The organism is Rhodoferax sp. (assembly GCF_037143375.1).
Lineage (GTDB): Bacteria > Pseudomonadota > Gammaproteobacteria > Burkholderiales > Burkholderiaceae_C > Rhodoferax.
Window position 1 is genome coordinate 47,496 of record NZ_JBAWYV010000008.1, and the last position, 16,557, is coordinate 64,052.

Below are 16,557 nucleotides of genomic sequence, written 5' to 3' on the forward strand. Positions count from 1 at the left end.
ATGAGTCAAACCCTTTCAGCTTCGGCACTTCTACTGGTCCCTATGGCACCACTTGTCGGTGCTGTGCTTGCTGGCGTTCTTGGTACCAAGTTTGGTGGCAACTGGCTTGGTCGCAAGATGTCGCATTCGTTGACTATTCTTGGTGTGTTGGTTTCATTTGTGCTTTCTGTCATGACACTGTTAAGCGTCGTGCAAGATGGGGCACGATTCAATGAAACTCTCTACACCTGGATGGTCGTTGGACCACTGAAAATGGAAGTTGGATTCCTCGTCGATGGTTTAACTGCCATGATGATGTGCGTCGTGACTTTTGTTTCATTGATGGTTCATATTTACACCATCGGTTATATGGAAGAGGACGAAGGTTACAACCGTTTCTTTGCCTACATTTCATTGTTCACCTTTTCTATGTTGATGCTCGTCATGAGCAACAACATGTTGCAGTTGTTCTTTGGCTGGGAAGCCGTTGGACTGGTTTCATATCTCCTGATTGGATTTTGGTTCAATAAGCCAACAGCCATTTTTGCGAATATGAAAGCCTTCCTCGTCAACCGCGTTGGTGACTTTGGTTTCATTCTTGGTATTGGTTTGATTGTTGCTTTTACAGGAACACTGAATTACTCCGAAGTATTTGCCAAATCTGGAGAGCTTTCTAAATTGAGCTTTCCTGGTACAGATTGGATGCTGATCACAGTGATTTGTATCTGCCTGTTTATTGGTGCCATGGGCAAGTCGGCGCAGTTTCCTCTTCATGTGTGGTTACCAGATTCCATGGAAGGTCCTACGCCTATTTCAGCTTTAATTCACGCTGCAACCATGGTGACTGCGGGTATTTTCATGGTGGCTCGTATGTCGCCTTTGTTTGAGCTGAGCGAGACAGCACTGAATTTCATCATGGTGATAGGTGCCATAACTGCTTTGTTCATGGGTTTTCTGGGCATCATACAAAACGATATCAAACGTGTGGTGGCCTACTCAACTCTGTCTCAACTTGGGTACATGACAGTTGCGTTAGGTGCTTCCGCTTATTCTGTGGCCGTATTTCATTTGATGACTCATGCCTTCTTCAAGGCGTTGTTGTTCCTTGCAGCCGGTTCCGTCATCATGGGTGTTCACCACAATCAGGATATTCGCTGGATGGGCGGTTTGCGTAAATACATGCCCATTACTTGGATCACGTCTCTTTTAGGATCACTTGCCCTGATTGGTACGCCATTTTTTGCTGGTTTTTATTCAAAGGACAGCATCATCGAAGCAGTTCATGAAAGCCACTTGCCGGCTGCTGGTTTTGCATCGTTTGCGGTACTCGCTGGTGTATTCATCACTGCTTTCTACTCTTTCCGTTTGTACTTCCTTGTGTTTCATGGAAAAGAAAGATTTGTTCAAAATCCTGATGCTCACCATGACAACAGCCACGGGCATCATCACGAACCACATGTTCCTCATGAATCTCCGTGGGTTGTTACGGTGCCATTAATACTTCTCGCAATTCCTTCTGTGGTGATCGGTTTCATGACAATCCAGCCGATGTTGTTTGGTGAGTTTTTCAAAGGAGCCATCTTCGTTGATTCGGAAAAACATGCAGCGATGGAAGAGCTTGCTAAAGCGTTTCATGGTCCTGTCCAAATGGCATGGCATGCTTTGACAACGTTGCCCTTTTTACTGGCTTTGGCAGGTGTTGTTACTTCGTACTACATGTACATGATTAATCCTGCATTGCCTGCAGCCATCAAGTCACGTGTGCAGCCTATCTACACTCTGCTTGAGAATAAATACTATCTTGACTGGTTCAACGAAAACGTATTGGCCCGTGGTGCACGCGCCATTGGTTCCGGATTATGGAAGTGGGGCGATCAGTTCCTAATTGATGGCACCATTGTGAATGGTTCCTGGAAAGTGGTTGGTTGGTTTTCGGGTGTCGTTCGCAGGGTTCAGTCTGGATACTTGTACCACTATGCGTTTGCCATGATCATGGGTGTTTTTGTGCTTATGACGTATTTCGTCTGGCTCAAGTAGGAGAATAAGAAAAATGGGTTTGTTGAGCCTGGCTATTTGGACACCAATTGTTTTTGGTGTCGTCCTGCTGGCATTAGGTCGTGATGATCAAGCGCGCTCTGTGCGTTGGGTTGCACTGATCGGTGCTGTTGCTAGCTTTCTAGTTACTTTGCCGCTTTATTACGGTTTCAAGATTGGAACTGCCGCAATGCAGTTTGTCGAGAAAGCGCCGTGGATAGAGCGTTTCAATGTGAACTACCACCTTGGTGTCGATGGCATCTCTGTTTGGTTCGTGTTGTTGACAGCGTTTATCAATGTTGTTGTCGTGATTGCTGGCTGGGAAGTCATTACTCGCCGTGTGAATCAGTACATGGGTGCATTCCTTATCTTGAGCGGCTTGATGATTGGTGTGTTTTGCGCGCTCGATGGCATGTTGTTTTATGTATTCTTTGAGGCCACATTGATTCCCATGTACCTGATCATTGGTATTTGGGGTGGGCCCAACAAGATTTACGCAGCGTTCAAGTTTTTTCTCTATACGCTGCTTGGCTCCTTGTTGATGCTGATTGCTTTGATCTTCTTATACGTCAAGTCAGGCGGTAGTTTTGACTTGGCGCTGTGGCACAGACTTCCATTGAACGGGACGACTCAGACATTGCTTTTCTTTGCCTTCCTTTCTGCCTTTGCCGTAAAAGTGCCTATGTGGCCAGTGCATACCTGGTTGCCTGACGTTCACGTTGAAGCGCCATCTGGTGGTTCTGCTGTCCTAGCGGCCATCATGCTTAAGCTTGGCGCATATGGGTTCCTGCGGTTTTCGTTACCTATCGCACCAGATGCTGCTCGTGAATGGGCTTGGTTGATGATTGCTTTGTCCCTGATTGCCGTTATTTACGTTGGGCTAGTTGCCATGGTTCAGAAGGACATGAAGAAGCTGGTAGCTTATTCGTCTGTGGCTCATATGGGCTTCGTAACACTAGGCTTTTTCATATTTAACGATCTGGGTGTGTCCGGCGGTATTGTTCAAATGATTGCGCACGGCTTTGTATCAGCTGCCATGTTCTTGTCCATTGGTGTGTTGTACGACCGCGTTCATTCTCGTGAAATAGCCAGTTATGGTGGTGTCGTGAACACCATGCCTAAATTTACTGCCTTTGCCTTGCTGTTTGCCATGGCTAACTGTGGTTTACCTGGAACTGCCGGCTTTGTTGGTGAGTGGATGGTGATCCTGGGTGCAGTGAAATCGAACTTCTGGTTAGGTTTCGGTGCTGCCAGTGCGTTGATCTTTGGCGCCGCTTATACCTTGTGGATGTTTAAACGGGTATATCTAGGTCCTGTAGGTAACAAGCATGTCAAAGAGCTAGTTGATATCAATGCCCGTGAATTCGTCATGCTTTCACTGTTGGCCATCGCTGTGATGTACATGGGTATTTATCCCAAGCCATTTACTGATGTGATGGATACATCTGTAGCCGAGTTGCTTAAGCACGTGGCGCAGTCCAAACTGAATTGATCAGTCCGAATTGATTGAATTGAATTAAGAGATAGAACATGATCGACAAACTCAGTTGGATTTCGGTTTACCCTGAAATCATCCTGCTCATCATGGCTTGCGTTATTGCGCTGGCCGATCTAGGTGTCAAGAGCCCACGCCGAACGACAACTTATTTGTTGACGTTGCTCACACTTGCTGTTGTAGCTGCTCTTCAGGCTGCTTATGCCACCGGTGGTGCCACTTTATATGGTTTTGGCAACATGGTCGTTAGTGACCAAATGGGTAACTGGCTTAAATGCTTTGCCACATTGGCTGTCATGGTGACTCTTGTATACGGTCGCCCCTATGCGGCTGACCGGGATATGTTGCGTGGTGGTGAGATGTTCTCTTTGAGCATGTTTGCGCTTCTTGGCATGTTCGTCATGATTTCGGGCAATAACTTTTTGGTTATCTACCTGGGTCTTGAGTTGCTGACGCTTGCAAGTTATGCATTGGTCGCTTTACGACGTGACAACGTCACAGCAACCGAAGCTGCCATGAAGTATTTTGTGCTTGGTGCGCTGGCTTCTGGTTTCCTGCTTTATGGCATGTCCATGATGTACGGGGCGACTGGCTCCTTGGATATCAACGCTGTCTTCAAGGCGATCAATTCTGGTCAGATCAAACACCAGGTTTTGGTCTTCGGTTTGGTCTTTATTGTGGCCGGTCTTGCCTTCAAGCTTGGTGTGGTTCCATTCCATATGTGGATACCTGACGTCTACCAAGGCGCACCTACGGCCGTCACCTTGCTAATTGGTGGCGCTCCCAAGTTGGCTGCTTTTGCGATTTTCATTCGTTTGCTGGTCGAAGGCATGCTGCCTCTAGCACTGGACTGGCAACAAATGCTGATGGTGCTTTCCATTGGTTCTTTATTGATCGGTAATTTGGCGGCAATTGCTCAAACCAATCTCAAGCGGATGTTGGCCTTTTCAACCATCTCCCAAATGGGTTTTGTGTTACTCGGACTGATGTCTGGTGTGGTTAACGGCAACATACATTCAGCAGCAAATGCCTACAGTTCCTCCATGTTTTATATCATCACATATGTGTTGACGACACTGGCTAGTTTCGGTGTGATCATGCTGCTTGCCCGTGATGGATTTGAGAGTGAAGAGATTTCTGATTTTGCGGGCTTAAACGAGCGCAGTCCACTTTACGCTGCTGTAATGGCCATTTGTCTGTTTTCTCTCGCGGGTATCCCTCCCATGGTCGGGTTTTATGCCAAGCTCTCGGTACTTCAAGCCTTGATTGCTTCCGGACAAGCGGTTCATATTGGCTTAGCCGTATTTGCAGTGATGATGTCTTTGATTGGTGCTTTCTATTATTTACGTGTGATCAAAGTGATGTATTTTGATCAACCTGTAGGCGCTGGGGAAATAACGGCACCATTTGATGTTCGTGCATTGCTTTCAGTGAATGGTGCATTGGTGTTGGTTCTCGGACTTGTGCCGGGTGGTCTGATGACTTTATGCGCCAATGCCATTGTTCAAATGTTAGGTACGTGATCTTAGGTTACTGACATTTAACGCGTGTCTCAAACCTTTACTGTCATTTCCCTCGTATTGGCCGCTTTTATTGCGGCCAATCTACCTTTTGCGACTAGTGGATTATTTGTATTTTTCAACGTATCTCAACAGAAGACGTTGCAGGTGCGTTTGTTTGAAATGGTGTCTTATTATTTTTTGGTTGGCGGGTTAGCCCTGCTACTTGAAAATCATGTTGGGCAAATTGCACCTCAAGCTTGGGAGTTTTATGCCATCACAGCGACTCTTTTTTTAACGTTTTCATTCCCGGGATTTGTGTTCCGCTATTTGCTCAAACGTAGAACTTAGGTACTGTCAAATTTATGCGCGACCATCATTTGATTGAAGAGAAACTCTCAAGTGAAGAGATGTTCAAGGGGCATTTGTTGCACGCTTTTTGCGACAAAGTCACACTTCCAGATGGATCTGTAGCCATTCGTGAATACATAAGGCATCCAGGTGCAGTCATGATTGTTCCGCTTCTCGAGGATCAATTTGGCCAGTTTCGAGTAGTTCTGGAGCGTCAATTTCGCTACCCCGTGGGACGCGTGATGATTGAGTTTCCGGCAGGAAAGCTAGATCCAGGCGAGTCTACCTTGGCGTGCGCTCAGCGGGAACTACTTGAGGAGACGGGTTACAGTGCCATAGAGTGGGCGCGGGCAGGGGTGTTGCATCCAGTTATCTCTTATTCCACGGAGTTCATTGATATCTTTTTTGCACGTGGTTTGTCTTTGGGTCCGCGCCAACTAGACCAGGGTGAATTTCTTGATGTTTTTTCGGCCACGCCTGATGATTTGATGCAATGGTGTCGTGATGGTCAGGTGACAGATGCTAAAACGCTAACGGCCGCACTTTGGCTGCAAAACGTACTATCGGGTGCGTGGACCTTGCCGTGGAAAAAAATCACTGCAACAGATATTGACTGATCGTATCGGCATGAAAGTTTTCGATCTTCATTGCGGCCAATTTCATGTCTTTGAAGGTTGGTTTGCCTCTGAACTTGACTTTGTTTCTCAACGTGAGCGAGGCTTGATTGAGTGTCCAGTATGTGGCGATGCGTCCGTCACCAAGAAATTGAGTGCCCCCCGCCTGAACCTTGGCTCGGTCTCCACTAACGAGACTCATCATGTGCAAGCGCATGACTCCTCAGCTCACAATGAGTCTCTTCAGTCGGCCTGGATGTCAGTGGCTCGCCAGATCATCGCCAACACCGATGATGTCGGAAGCAGCTTTGCCGAGGAAGCCCGCAAGATTCACTATGGTGAGATCCCTGAACGCGGAATTCGCGGCAAGGCTACCTCCGACGAAACGACAGCCTTGCTTGAAGAGGGCATTTCGATCATGTCCTTGCCACTGCCTGAGGCCCTTAAAGGTCAGTTGCAGTGACAGGACATAGTTCGATTACGGGTAAAGTCCGCGCAGTTCCCGTGCATGCAAAATGCGTTTGCAGGCGATGATGAAGGTCGCAGTCCTCAGGCTAACTTTGTTGTCTTGTGAAACCTCCCACACACCCGCAAAGGCTTCCTTCATGATTTTCACCAGACGGGCGTTGATCTCATCTTCGCTCCAGAAGAAGCTTGAAAAATCCTGAACCCATTCAAAGTAACTGACCGTCACGCCACCGGCGTTGGCGATCACGTCGGGCAACACCAATATATTGCGTTCTTGCAAGATGTCATCCGCTGCGGGTGTTGTCGGACCATTGGCACCCTCGATCACCATTTTTGCTTTGATGCGTCCTGCATTCGCAGCCGTAATTTGTTGCTCCAGTGCAGCAGGAATCAAGATGTCGCAGTCAACATCCCAAAACTTGTCGTTCGCCAAAACTTCTGCTTGGGCAAAACCGGCGACGGTTCCAGCTGCCGCCACATGGGCCAGCAACGCCGGAACGTCAAATCCTGATTCCCGGTAAATGGTCCCATCATGGTCTTGAACAGCCACCACGCGAGCCCCGGCTTGCGCAAACAAGCGTGCAGCAACGCCGCCCACATTACCAAAGCCTTGAACGGCAACGCGTGCGGTGGCAATGTCCAGTCCAATGTGGCGGGCAGCTTCCGATCCGACCGTAAACACGCCCCGTCCAGTCGCATCACGCCGACCCAAAGACCCACCCAGAACAACCGGTTTTCCGGTGACAACACCAGTCGATGTGGATCCTTCGTTCATGGAGTAGGTGTCCATCATCCACGCCATGATTTGCTCATCGGTATTGACATCCGGCGCAGGAATATCTTTGGTCGGTCCGATGATGATGCCGATCTCGCTGGTGTAGCGGCGTGTGATGCGTTCCAGTTCACCGCGTGACAAGGTTTTGGGATCGACCCGAATGCCGCCTTTGGCACCACCGTATGGCACATTGACAGCCGCATTTTTGATCGACATCCAGGCAGATAAAGCCATCACTTCTGACAATGTGACATCCTGGTGAAAACGCACGCCACCTTTGCCAGGACCGCGTGAGGTGTTGTGTTGCACGCGGTAGCCTTCAAAGTGCGCCACCGTGCCATTGTCCATTTGGATCGGCACGTCTACGATCAATATACGTTTGGGGCGTCGCAGGGTTTCAGCCCAGCGGGCCAGATGGCCGAGGTAAGGGATGACCCGGTCGACCTGCTGCATATAAATGCCCCAAGGGCCGAGATTGTCGGCTTGCAGGTAGGAAGGAATGGATGACGACGACGCGGACGTTATCAAACCAGAGGGGCCCGAAGCGGGTGAGCCAGAGACTTGAGACATGAGTTTTGCCTTTTGGGGTTGATCAAGTCTCGGACTGTAATGCGTAGCTGCAAGGCTGTCTAAGGCAGAGTTTCTTTGCATCTATGCAAAAAATTTATAACCATGCTTCTTGATGGGCGTCAAGTTCAGGCACTGAGATTGAGGATGCGACCTGTGGCTTGACCTTGGGTGTTCATGATTGACGTTGCGTTTGAATCGGTTTTGAGAGAGTTTCCGCTGGCAGCACGCTTTTCGCTGGTGGCATCGTACAAGCCCACCAGAAAATCCTGAGTTTTGGGAGGAACTTCTGACTTGTTGCCCTTGAGTTGCGACTCGTATGTGGCGGCCAGTTGCTGGTTGCGTGTAGCCTGCTGACGCACATTGCCTTGGCTTTTTTGTGCATCCACTTCCGCACTGTCGGCCTGTTGCCGCAAGTTTTGTGCATTGGCCTCGGCCTGGTCTGCTTCCTGGCGGACTTGTACCAGCCGGTTTCTTCCCAGCGCTAACTGAAGCGAGGGTGTTGCGCTATTGGTAGCGGAAATCGCGACCATGGCAGCGGTACGGTTGGATGCGGCCGGTCAAGCCACCACGTTAAGGCGGCCACCAATACTTTGCCCCTGTGTATTGACCACGGGCTTGGGTTGGGGTTCAGGTGTTTTCTTGACCTCTTGTGCTTTGGTTTTGGCAGCTTCACTCTGCGCCAACCTGGCTTCCTCAGCGCGTTTGTTGGACTGAGTCTGTTGAACGGGGGGTGTTTTTACCGCTGAAATTTCCATGAGAGGCTCCTGTCGAAAAGAATGGTCAGTTTACGAGCGAAGTGTTTAAAAATCAATCAGGCATTGAACTGCAGCGCCGCCAGACCCGCATAGACGCCGCCATGCGCCACCAACTCAGCGTGAGTGCCTTGCTCCACCAGCTGCCCATGGTCCAGCACCACAATCAGATCGGCTTTTTGCACTGTGGCTAAACGGTGGGCGATCACCAGTGTGGTGCGACCCTGCATGGCAGATTCCAGCGCGGCTTGAACCATGCGCTCGCTTTCGGCATCAAGTGCGCTGGTAGCCTCATCGAGCAGCAGCAGTGGTGGATTTTTCAGCATGGCACGCGCGATGGCAATGCGCTGGCGTTGCCCGCCACTGAGGCGCACGCCACGTTCCCCCAGAAATGTGTCATAGCCTTCGGGCAGCGCCCCGATGAATTCGTCGGCAAAGGCCGCTTTGGCGGCGTTCTTGACCTCGGTGTCGGTGGCGTCGGGTTTGCCATAGCGAATGTTTTCCAGCGCGCTACTGGAAAAGATGACCGCGTATTGCGGCACGATGCCGATACGCTGACGTAAATCGTGCAAAGCCATGTCGCGGGTTGCTACCCCGTCCAGCACAATGCGACCGGAGGCTGGATCGTAAAAACGCAGCAGCAGCTGGAACACAGTGCTTTTCCCGGCGCCACTTGGGCCAACGATCGCCACCGTTTGACCCGGCAGTACGGCAAGCGAGAAATCAGTCAGTGCCGCCTGATTGGGGCGGGACGGGTAGTTAAAGTAAATGGATTCAAAATTAATAGCGCTCCCCGCAGACAGCACGGGGGCTGGAGCCGGATTTAAGGGTGAAGTAATGGGGGAGCGATTGCCCAACAATTCCATCAAGCGCTCGGTCGCGCCGGCGGCGCGAAGCAGGTCGCCATAGACCTCGCCCAAAATGGCAAAGGCACTGGCCAGAATGATCACGTACATCACCGTCTGGCCCAAGTCCCCGGCACTGATACGCCCGGCAATCACTGCTTGCGTACCTTGGTACAAGCCCCACAACAGGGCGCCTGAGGTCGCGATGATGATGAACGCCACCAGCACCGAGCGTGCCCGGCTGCGTCGCACGGCGGTTTCAAAGGCGCTGTCGGTGGAGGCATTAAAGCGGGTCGACTCGCGCCCTTCGGCGGTGTAACTTTGCACCACTGGAATAGCGTTCAGCACCTCGGCGGCAATGGCGCTTGAATCGGCAATGCGGTCCTGGCTGGCGCGTGAGAGCTTGCGCACGCGGCGGCCAAACCACAAGGCGGGCGCCACGATCAATACCAGCACCCCCAAGACCTGAAACATCACATACGGATTGGTCCAGATCAACATGCCCAAAGCGCCGATGCCCATCACCAGATTGCGCAAGCCCATGGACAGCGACGAGCCCACCACGGTTTGTACCAGCGTGGTGTCGGCCGACAGGCGCGACAGCACTTCGCCGGTCTGGGTGGTCTCAAAAAATTCCGGGCTTTGCTGCAGCACATGGCCGTAGACCGCATTGCGCAGGTCGGCCGTCACGCGCTCGCCGAGCCAGCTCACCATGTAAAAGCGGCCCGCTGAAAACAGGCCCAGCGCCACCGCGACGCCAAACAGCGCCGCAAAGTGCTCCCGCAAGGCCATCACTTGCGCGCCTTTGTCGGTCTGCACCAGGCCGCCATCAATCAGGTAGCGCAGGGCGATCGGAAAAGCCAGCGTGGCAACGGCGGCCATCACCAGAAAAACCAGCGCCAGGCCAATGCGGCCGCGGTAGGGCATGAGGAACGGCATCAAGCCCGAGAGAGAGCGCGGCGAGGCTTTGGTGGGCAGTGGGGTGGTCATAGTCATGGTGGCAGTGTAGCCAAAATTTCCAAAAAAGGTTGCCTCACCAAACAAAGCCTTGACATTAATTGCCTAAGCAAATAATAATGCCACCCTATGATTTCAAATCCAAAATCTGACAAAGCCAACCCGGACTGCAACGATGCGGCGTGCGGCGGCATCGAGTTTTACTGCGCCGATGGCTACGTGCCGGAGTCTGGCGTGGGCTATCTGATCAAGCGGGTGCTGATGGCCGTGGGGCAGGAAATTGAGCGCCAGCTCGAACCCAGCGGTCTCACCAACGCCCAATGGGTGCCTCTCTTCAAACTGCACATCGGCAAGACCGCCACCGTGGCTGAACTGGCGCGTGGATGCCATATGGACGCCGGTGCCATGACCCGATTACTCGACCGACTCGAAACCAAGGGCCTGTGCCGTCGCGTGCGATCACTGGATGATCGTCGTGTGGTCAACATTGAGTTGACCGACGCTGGCGTTGAAGCCGCCAAGGGGATCCCGGCGGTGCTGTGTCGGGTTCAAAACGCGCACTTGGCCGGTTTTTCGGAAGCAGAGTTTGAAACCCTGAAGGGGTTTTTAAACCGAATTCTCGATAACGCCCACACCCAATCCCAAACCCCGTTAAATCCAGGAGGCCCGCATGAGGCTTGAACTTCAGAGTCGGGGCCGTCGCTTGCGCTTGACCCAATCCGCCGTACTCATCGCGGTCATCACCGGCTTGTCGGCCTGCGCCAACCTGTCCGGCATTGAGGCGCTGGCCACGCTGCGTGACGCCCCCTCGTTAGGTTTATCCGCCGCTGATACCAGTACCGTGATGCTCAATGCCGACTGGTGGCGCGAGTTTGGCGACGAGCAGCTCAACACGCTGGTGGCGCAAGCGCTGGCCACACAGCCGTCACTCAAAATCGTTCAAGCCCGGTTGCGCCGGGCGCAAGCGGGTGTTGATGTGACCCAGGCGGCGACCGGACCGCAACTGAATGCCAATGTAGAGCTCACGCGGCAATTGTTTACCGCCAAAGGCGCAGTGCCGCCACCGCTGGCCGGCACCATTCAGGAGAGCGGCACGGCGCAACTTACCGGTAGTTGGGAATTGGACTTTTTTGGTAAAAACCGTGCAGCGCTGGATGCCGCCCTGGGTCAGACCAAGGCCGCGCAGGCCGATGTCGAAGCCGCCCGCATGCTGTTGGCCAGCCACGTGGTGCGCAGCTATTTCTCGCTGATCCGTTTGAGCGAGCAACTGGGCGTGGCAAACCGCAGCTTGGCCCAACGCACCCACACCTTGAAGCTGGTGCAGGATCGGGTCAACGCCGGGCTCGATACGCGTCTGGAACAACGCCAAAGCGAAGGCGCTTTGCCCCAAGCGCGGTTGCAGATCGAAACGCTGCAAGAGCAACTTGTATTGGGTCGAAACGCGCTTGGAGCTCTGGTATCAGAGCCAAATCGACCTCTAGCCCTCGTGCTTCCTGCGCAAGCAGCTATTAAAAATATAGCTACTGCCAGTAAGCTGCCATCTGACCTTCTGGGCCGCCGGGCCGACATCGCGGCGGCGCGTTGGCGGGTTGAGGCCGCGACCCAGGACGTGGGCAATGCTCGTGCCCAGTTTTATCCCAACATCAATCTCGTGGCGTTTGCCGGCTTCTCCAGCATCGGGTTGGACCGTCTGCTGGACGCGGGCAGCGAGCAGTGGGGCGTCGGCCCGGCACTGCGCTTGCCACTGTTTGACGGCGGACGTTTGCGCGCCAACCTGAGGGGCAAAAACGCGGATCTGGACGCCGCTATTGAGAGCTACAACGCCGCTGTCATCGACGCTGTGCGCGATGTGTCGGACCAGTTGGCCTCCACCCAAGCCATTGCGCGCCAGCAAACCGAGCAGCGCGCCGCTCAAGATGCCGCTGAAAATGCCTATGAGATTGCCCAGCAGCGCTTTGAAGCCGGACTGAGCAACTACCTGCAAGTGCTCAATGCTGAGACTGCGGTGCTCAGCCAGCGCAGCTTGGCGGTCGATTTGGCCGCCCGCGCACTTGATACCCAAGTGGCCTTGCTGCGTGCTCTGGGCGGCGGCTACCAAGCCGACCTGCCGACACGCACCGCCCAACAGTAAACCACCCCTATTTATTTGAATCCCTCGCACCATGACCACTCCTACAAGCACCACCCCGACGCCAGCTGCCAGCAACCCCAAGCGCAAAAAAGCGCTCATCACGCTGGCCAGCATCGTCGTCATCGCCGGTCTCGGCTGGACCGCCTATGAATGGCTGGTAGCCAGCCACTACGAGTCGACTGACAACGCCTATGTGCAGGGCAATGTGATCCAGATCACCCCGCAGATTGGCGGCACCGTGATGGCGATCCTGGCCGACGACACCGACTTTGTGAAAGCCGGTCAGGCGCTGGTCAAGCTCGACCCGGCCGATGCCAAAGTGGCACTGGACCAGTCGCGTGCCAACCTGGCCCAAGCAGTGCGGCAAGTGCGCACGCTTTACGCCAACAACGGCAGCCTGAGCGCGCAAATCACCCTGCGCGAGTCGGACGTGGCCAAGGCGCAAACCGACATCGCCCGCGCCACCGACGACTTGAACCGGCGCCAGTCGCTGGTCGGCAATGGCGCGGTCAGTCAGGAAGAACTCAAACACGCACAGACGCAATTGGCCAATGGCAAAAGCACGCTGGCCGCCGCGCAGGCCGGTGTGGCCGCGGCCAAAGAACAGTTGGTGAGTAACCAGGCCATGACCGATGGCACCCCCATCGACCAGCACCCGAGCGTGATGGTGGCCGCTGCAAAGTTGCGTGAGGCTTACCTCGCCACCCAGCGTGCCGCCTTGCCCGCCCCGGTGGACGGCTATGTGGCGCGGCGCACGGTGCAGTTGGGCCAGCGCGTGGCGGCTGGCACTCCGCTGATGGCCATCATTCCGATGAATCAGGTGTGGGTCGATGCCAACTTCAAGGAGGTGCAGTTGCGCCATATTCGCATCGGTCAGCCGGTGCATTTGACCGCCGATATCTATGGCAAAAAAGTCGATTACAAGGGCACGGTGAGTGGTCTGGGCATGGGCACCGGCGCCGCCTTTGCTTTGCTGCCGGCGCAAAATGCCACCGGCAACTGGATCAAGGTGGTGCAGCGCGTACCGGTGCGGGTGGCGCTCGACGCGGCACAAGTCGCGCAAAACCCGCTGCGCGTTGGCTTGTCGATGGAAGCCACGGTCGATGTGAGCAACAAGGACGGCAAGATGCTGGCCGATGCACCGCGTGCCGCCGCCCTCGTGCAAACCAATGTCTATGAAGCGCTGGATGTCGGTGCGGCCGAAGAGGTGCGCAAGGTCATCGCTGCCAATATGGGCCGCAAGTAAGCCAAGCTCCTATGGCCACCGCATCGACTTCTATTTCCTACCCGCCACTGCAAGGCTCGGCACGGCTCTGGGGCACCATCGCCTTGTCGCTCGCCACGTTCATGAACGTGCTCGACTCGTCGATTGCCAACGTGTCGCTGCCCGCCATTGCCGGTGACCTGGGCGTGAGTGCCAACCAGGGCACCTGGGTCATCACCAGCTTTGGGGTGGCCAACGCCATCGCCTTGCCGCTGACCGGCTGGTTGTCACAGCGCTTCGGCCAGGTGCGCCTGTTCATCACCAGTGTTTTGCTGTTTGTGCTGAGCTCGTGGTTGTGCGGGCTGGCACCCAACATGACCTCGTTGATCGCGTTTCGTGCGCTGCAAGGCTTTGTCGCTGGACCGATGATTCCGCTGTCGCAAGGCTTGCTGCTTTCGAGTTACCCGCCCGCGCTGGCCGGTCTGGCGATGGCCTTGTGGGCCATGACCACGCTGGTCGCTCCGGTGCTGGGGCCGCTGTTGGGCGGCTGGATCACCGACAACATCTATTGGTCGTGGATTTTTTACATCAACATTCCGGTCGGCTTGCTGTCAGCCTTCATGGTCTGGTCGATCTACCACAAGCGCGAAAGCGTGACGCACAAACTGCCGATCGACTCCGTCGGTTTGGGCCTGCTGGTGCTGTGGGTCGGCGCACTGCAAATCATGCTCGACAAAGGCAAGGAACTGGACTGGTTCCATTCGCCCGAGGTGGTGGCCTTAGGGCTTGTGGCGCTGGTCGGGTTTGCCTTCTTTCTGGCGTGGGAGCTCACTGAAGAACACCCGGTGGTCGACTTGCGCCTGTTCAAACGGCGCAACTTCTGGGCCGGTACAGTGGCTATTTCTGTCGGCTACGGTTTGTTTTTTGGCAATGTGGTGCTGCTGCCGTTGTGGCTGCAACAGTTCATGGGCTACCCCTCGATTGACGCTGGCATGTTGTTGGCGCCGGTCGGGCTGTTTGCCATTATTTTGTCGCCACTGGTGGGTAAAAACGTCAACAAGGTCGACCCGCGCTGGCTCGCCAGTTTTGCCTTTTTGGTGTTTTCAGTGGTACTGATCATGCGTTCGCATTTCAGCACCCTGGCCGACTTTGACACCATGATGTTGCCCACGGTGGTGCAAGGCATCGCGATGGCGTTTTTCTTCATTCCGCTGTCCGTCATCGTGCTTTCGGGCATCACCCCGGACAAGATTCCGGCGGCTTCAGGTCTGTCGAGTTTTGTGCGGATTGTGGCGGGTTCGTTCGGCACCTCGATCGCCACCACCGTCTGGCAAGACCGCGCCGCCATGCACCATGCGCAACTGGCCGAATCCGTCAGTCAAGGCAACTTTGCCGCCACGCAGGTGCTGGGCGGGCTGAGCAGTGCTGGCCTGAGCCCGGAGCAAGCGCTGGCACAGGTCAATCGGCTGGTCGATCAACAGGCCTACACGCTGGCGGTGAACGATGTGTTCTACGCCTCGGCCCTGATTTTTCTGCTGCTGATTCCGGTGGTCTGGTTGTCACGACCCAAGCCTGCCGATGCCGCGAGTGCCGATGTTGCTGCCGGTGCGCACTGACGTGTCCTACAACCGCAGCGGGCTGGCATAGCCGGTCATCTCCAGGTAGCCGTGGCCGACCAGCTTGCTGTTGCTGTCAAACAGCTCGCACAGGCCTTCCCAGTAAATCGCGCCGGTGGAGGCGCGGCTGTCGAGTTCCTGGTTGTCGATCACGGCCTTGACGGTGTAGAAGTCTGCCGGGGTTCGCACCACCCACTCGACCGGATAGCGGGCCTTCGTCGTGGCGCTGGTCCAGTAGCGCACGGGCCGGAACAGCACCTCACCATGGCTGAAAACATGCGGCTGGGCGCCCATGCTGGGGTGCCGGTAGGAGCCGCCATCCCACAGTGCGTTACCACTTTTGTCGCGCAACTGGTAGGCGGTGAGGGCGCTGCCGTCGAGCAAGTTCATGCCAATCCAGTCCCAGCCCACGGCTTGCGGGTGCATCAGTTCCTGGCTCCATTCGTGGTCGAGCCAGGCGCTGCCTTCGACCTGCATCGTTTGATCGCCCAAAGTCAGCTTGCCCTTGACCTGCAACTGCGGCAAGCTGTAATAGAAACTGGCCTGCTTTTCTTCAGGCCCTTTGCGTGACACACCACGGTCGCCTTGCAGCAGCAGCGGCTGCGTCTCGCGCAAGGCCAGTTCAAACCCAAACGCATGGCCTTTGGCCACCGCCCGGTACTGCGCGGCCTCACGCACCAGCGACCAGCCGCGCAGCTTGACATCGGTGTCGCTCGGGCTGGCTTGGGCCAAACCAAAACCTTCGCGGGCAATGCGCTGGTCGTGCAGCAGTTTTTTGCCCGCCACATCGGTCACAGCAGCGTGGGCAAAGACCAGTTGCTTGGCGGCAAACGCCGACGTCATGTCCTGGGTGGCGAGTACTTTGGAACGAAAAAATGTCAGCTGAAAACCAAACTCCCGTGCGCCAGCGGTGGCGCGCAAATGGCCGGTGATGTACCACCATTCAATTGAGTGATCAGGGTGGCTGCCCAGGTCACGCGGAAAGGTTAAATCGCGCGGCCCCAAAGACTTTGTGGTGGTGGTTGCTGCGGGCACGGTCAAAGGCCACAGGGGCGCTGTCAGTCCCGCCGTCAGCAAACGGCGTCTGAATAGTGAGGGCAGGGCCGGTGTTGCCATGCTGGATTCAGGCCAGTTGGGCGTGCAGGCGCGCGGTGGCCGCCGAGACATCGCCCAGGGTTTTGTGTACCCAGACGGGGTCGTGGTAGGTTGGCAGGTAGCGCTCGCCGGCATCGCACAGCAGCGACAGGATGGAACCCTGCTGGCCTTG

The 16,557-nt window shown here is 54.8% G+C and carries 15 protein-coding genes and 1 pseudogene; 10 read left to right on the forward strand and 6 right to left on the reverse strand.

The features are described 5' to 3' along the window. From nuoL to WCG50_RS02675, 6 genes are read left to right on the forward strand one after another with little or no spacing between them, the layout of a single operon-like run. Positions 1 to 2,016, forward strand: coding sequence for an NADH-quinone oxidoreductase subunit L (gene nuoL / locus WCG50_RS02650; protein ID WP_336898011.1), 2,016 nt, complete (start codon positions 1 to 3; stop codon positions 2,014 to 2,016). A gap of 13 nt (positions 2,017 to 2,029) precedes the next feature. Then, positions 2,030 to 3,505 carry an NADH-quinone oxidoreductase subunit M gene (locus tag WCG50_RS02655; RefSeq protein ID WP_336898012.1) on the forward strand — a complete coding sequence of 492 codons (1,476 nt, stop codon included), beginning with the start codon at positions 2,030 to 2,032 and terminating at the stop codon, positions 3,503 to 3,505. A 38-nt stretch (positions 3,506 to 3,543) separates the two neighbouring features. Beyond that, on the forward strand, positions 3,544 to 5,031 hold the full coding sequence (gene nuoN, locus WCG50_RS02660; protein WP_336898013.1) for an NADH-quinone oxidoreductase subunit NuoN: 1,488 nt from the start codon (positions 3,544 to 3,546) through the stop codon (positions 5,029 to 5,031). Positions 5,032 to 5,055: 24 nt separating this feature from the next. Continuing rightward, complete coding sequence (locus WCG50_RS02665) at positions 5,056 to 5,358, forward strand: DUF2818 family protein (RefSeq protein WP_336898014.1); 303 nt, start codon at positions 5,056 to 5,058, stop codon at positions 5,356 to 5,358. A gap of 14 nt (positions 5,359 to 5,372) precedes the next feature. Continuing rightward, positions 5,373 to 5,975: an NUDIX hydrolase gene (locus WCG50_RS02670; RefSeq protein ID WP_336898015.1), complete on the forward strand. Its 603-nt coding sequence runs from the start codon at positions 5,373 to 5,375 to the stop codon at positions 5,973 to 5,975. After that, the gene (locus tag WCG50_RS02675; RefSeq protein WP_336898016.1) at positions 5,968 to 6,435 is read left to right on the forward strand and encodes a DUF1178 family protein; all 468 of its coding nucleotides are present in this window, start codon (positions 5,968 to 5,970) and stop codon (positions 6,433 to 6,435) included. The genes WCG50_RS02670 and WCG50_RS02675 overlap by 8 nt, the downstream gene beginning before the upstream one ends. Before the next feature lie 15 nt (positions 6,436 to 6,450). Here WCG50_RS02675 and WCG50_RS02680 read toward each other — a convergent pair whose 3' ends face one another. From WCG50_RS02680 to WCG50_RS02695, 4 genes are all read right to left on the reverse strand, one after another. Beyond that, positions 6,451 to 7,785, reverse strand: a complete 1,335-nt coding sequence (locus WCG50_RS02680; protein WP_336898017.1) for a Glu/Leu/Phe/Val dehydrogenase — start codon at positions 7,783 to 7,785, stop codon at positions 6,451 to 6,453. Positions 7,786 to 7,910: 125 nt separating this feature from the next. Beyond that, complete coding sequence (locus WCG50_RS02685; RefSeq protein WP_336898018.1) at positions 7,911 to 8,315, reverse strand: hypothetical protein; 405 nt, start codon at positions 8,313 to 8,315, stop codon at positions 7,911 to 7,913. 27 nt (positions 8,316 to 8,342) lie between these two features. Further along, positions 8,343 to 8,540 (reverse strand): hypothetical protein, encoded by a 198-nt coding sequence (locus WCG50_RS02690; protein WP_336898019.1) that lies wholly within the window; start codon positions 8,538 to 8,540, stop codon positions 8,343 to 8,345. Between the two features lie 56 nt (positions 8,541 to 8,596). Further along, positions 8,597 to 10,378: an ABC transporter transmembrane domain-containing protein gene (locus WCG50_RS02695; RefSeq protein ID WP_336898020.1), complete on the reverse strand. Its 1,782-nt coding sequence runs from the start codon at positions 10,376 to 10,378 to the stop codon at positions 8,597 to 8,599. A 90-nt stretch (positions 10,379 to 10,468) separates the two neighbouring features. Here WCG50_RS02695 and WCG50_RS02700 point away from each other — a divergent pair, with 90 nt between their 5' ends. From WCG50_RS02700 to WCG50_RS02715, 4 genes are read left to right on the forward strand one after another with little or no spacing between them, the layout of a single operon-like run. Further along, complete coding sequence (locus WCG50_RS02700) at positions 10,469 to 11,020, forward strand: MarR family transcriptional regulator (protein ID WP_336898021.1); 552 nt, start codon at positions 10,469 to 10,471, stop codon at positions 11,018 to 11,020. Then, on the forward strand, positions 11,010 to 12,470 hold the full coding sequence (locus WCG50_RS02705) for an efflux transporter outer membrane subunit (protein WP_336898022.1): 1,461 nt from the start codon (positions 11,010 to 11,012) through the stop codon (positions 12,468 to 12,470). The genes WCG50_RS02700 and WCG50_RS02705 overlap by 11 nt, the downstream gene beginning before the upstream one ends. A 31-nt stretch (positions 12,471 to 12,501) precedes the next feature. Then, positions 12,502 to 13,716: an HlyD family efflux transporter periplasmic adaptor subunit gene (locus WCG50_RS02710; RefSeq protein ID WP_336898023.1), complete on the forward strand. Its 1,215-nt coding sequence runs from the start codon at positions 12,502 to 12,504 to the stop codon at positions 13,714 to 13,716. 11 nt (positions 13,717 to 13,727) lie between these two features. After that, positions 13,728 to 15,290 (forward strand): DHA2 family efflux MFS transporter permease subunit, encoded by a 1,563-nt coding sequence (locus WCG50_RS02715; protein WP_336898024.1) that lies wholly within the window; start codon positions 13,728 to 13,730, stop codon positions 15,288 to 15,290. A 6-nt stretch (positions 15,291 to 15,296) separates the two neighbouring features. Here WCG50_RS02715 and WCG50_RS02720 read toward each other — a convergent pair whose 3' ends face one another. Both WCG50_RS02720 and WCG50_RS02725 read right to left on the reverse strand, forming a co-directional pair. After that, the gene (locus tag WCG50_RS02720; RefSeq protein WP_336898025.1) at positions 15,297 to 16,406 is read right to left on the reverse strand and encodes a carotenoid 1,2-hydratase; all 1,110 of its coding nucleotides are present in this window, start codon (positions 16,404 to 16,406) and stop codon (positions 15,297 to 15,299) included. A 7-nt stretch (positions 16,407 to 16,413) separates the two neighbouring features. Beyond that, a pseudogene (locus WCG50_RS02725) lies at positions 16,414 to 16,557 on the reverse strand (PLP-dependent cysteine synthase family protein); the annotation flags it as partial.

Coding starts and splice junctions, on each gene's coding strand:
- WCG50_RS02655 (WP_336898012.1), top strand. CDS start 2,030: ATGGGTTTGTTGAGCCTGGCTATTTGGACACCAATTGTTTTTGGTGTC.
- nuoL (WP_336898011.1), top strand. CDS start 1: ATGAGTCAAACCCTTTCAGCTTCGGCACTTCTACTGGTCCCTATGGCA.
- WCG50_RS02685 (WP_336898018.1), bottom strand. CDS start 8,315: ATGGTCGCGATTTCCGCTACCAATAGCGCAACACCCTCGCTTCAGTTA.
- WCG50_RS02720 (WP_336898025.1), bottom strand. CDS start 16,406: ATGGCAACACCGGCCCTGCCCTCACTATTCAGACGCCGTTTGCTGACG.
- WCG50_RS02705 (WP_336898022.1), top strand. CDS start 11,010: ATGAGGCTTGAACTTCAGAGTCGGGGCCGTCGCTTGCGCTTGACCCAA.
- WCG50_RS02695 (WP_336898020.1), bottom strand. CDS start 10,378: ATGACTATGACCACCCCACTGCCCACCAAAGCCTCGCCGCGCTCTCTC.
- WCG50_RS02700 (WP_336898021.1), top strand. CDS start 10,469: ATGATTTCAAATCCAAAATCTGACAAAGCCAACCCGGACTGCAACGAT.
- WCG50_RS02670 (WP_336898015.1), top strand. CDS start 5,373: ATGCGCGACCATCATTTGATTGAAGAGAAACTCTCAAGTGAAGAGATG.
- nuoN (WP_336898013.1), top strand. CDS start 3,544: ATGATCGACAAACTCAGTTGGATTTCGGTTTACCCTGAAATCATCCTG.
- WCG50_RS02715 (WP_336898024.1), top strand. CDS start 13,728: ATGGCCACCGCATCGACTTCTATTTCCTACCCGCCACTGCAAGGCTCG.
- WCG50_RS02710 (WP_336898023.1), top strand. CDS start 12,502: ATGACCACTCCTACAAGCACCACCCCGACGCCAGCTGCCAGCAACCCC.
- WCG50_RS02690 (WP_336898019.1), bottom strand. CDS start 8,540: ATGGAAATTTCAGCGGTAAAAACACCCCCCGTTCAACAGACTCAGTCC.
- WCG50_RS02680 (WP_336898017.1), bottom strand. CDS start 7,785: ATGTCTCAAGTCTCTGGCTCACCCGCTTCGGGCCCCTCTGGTTTGATA.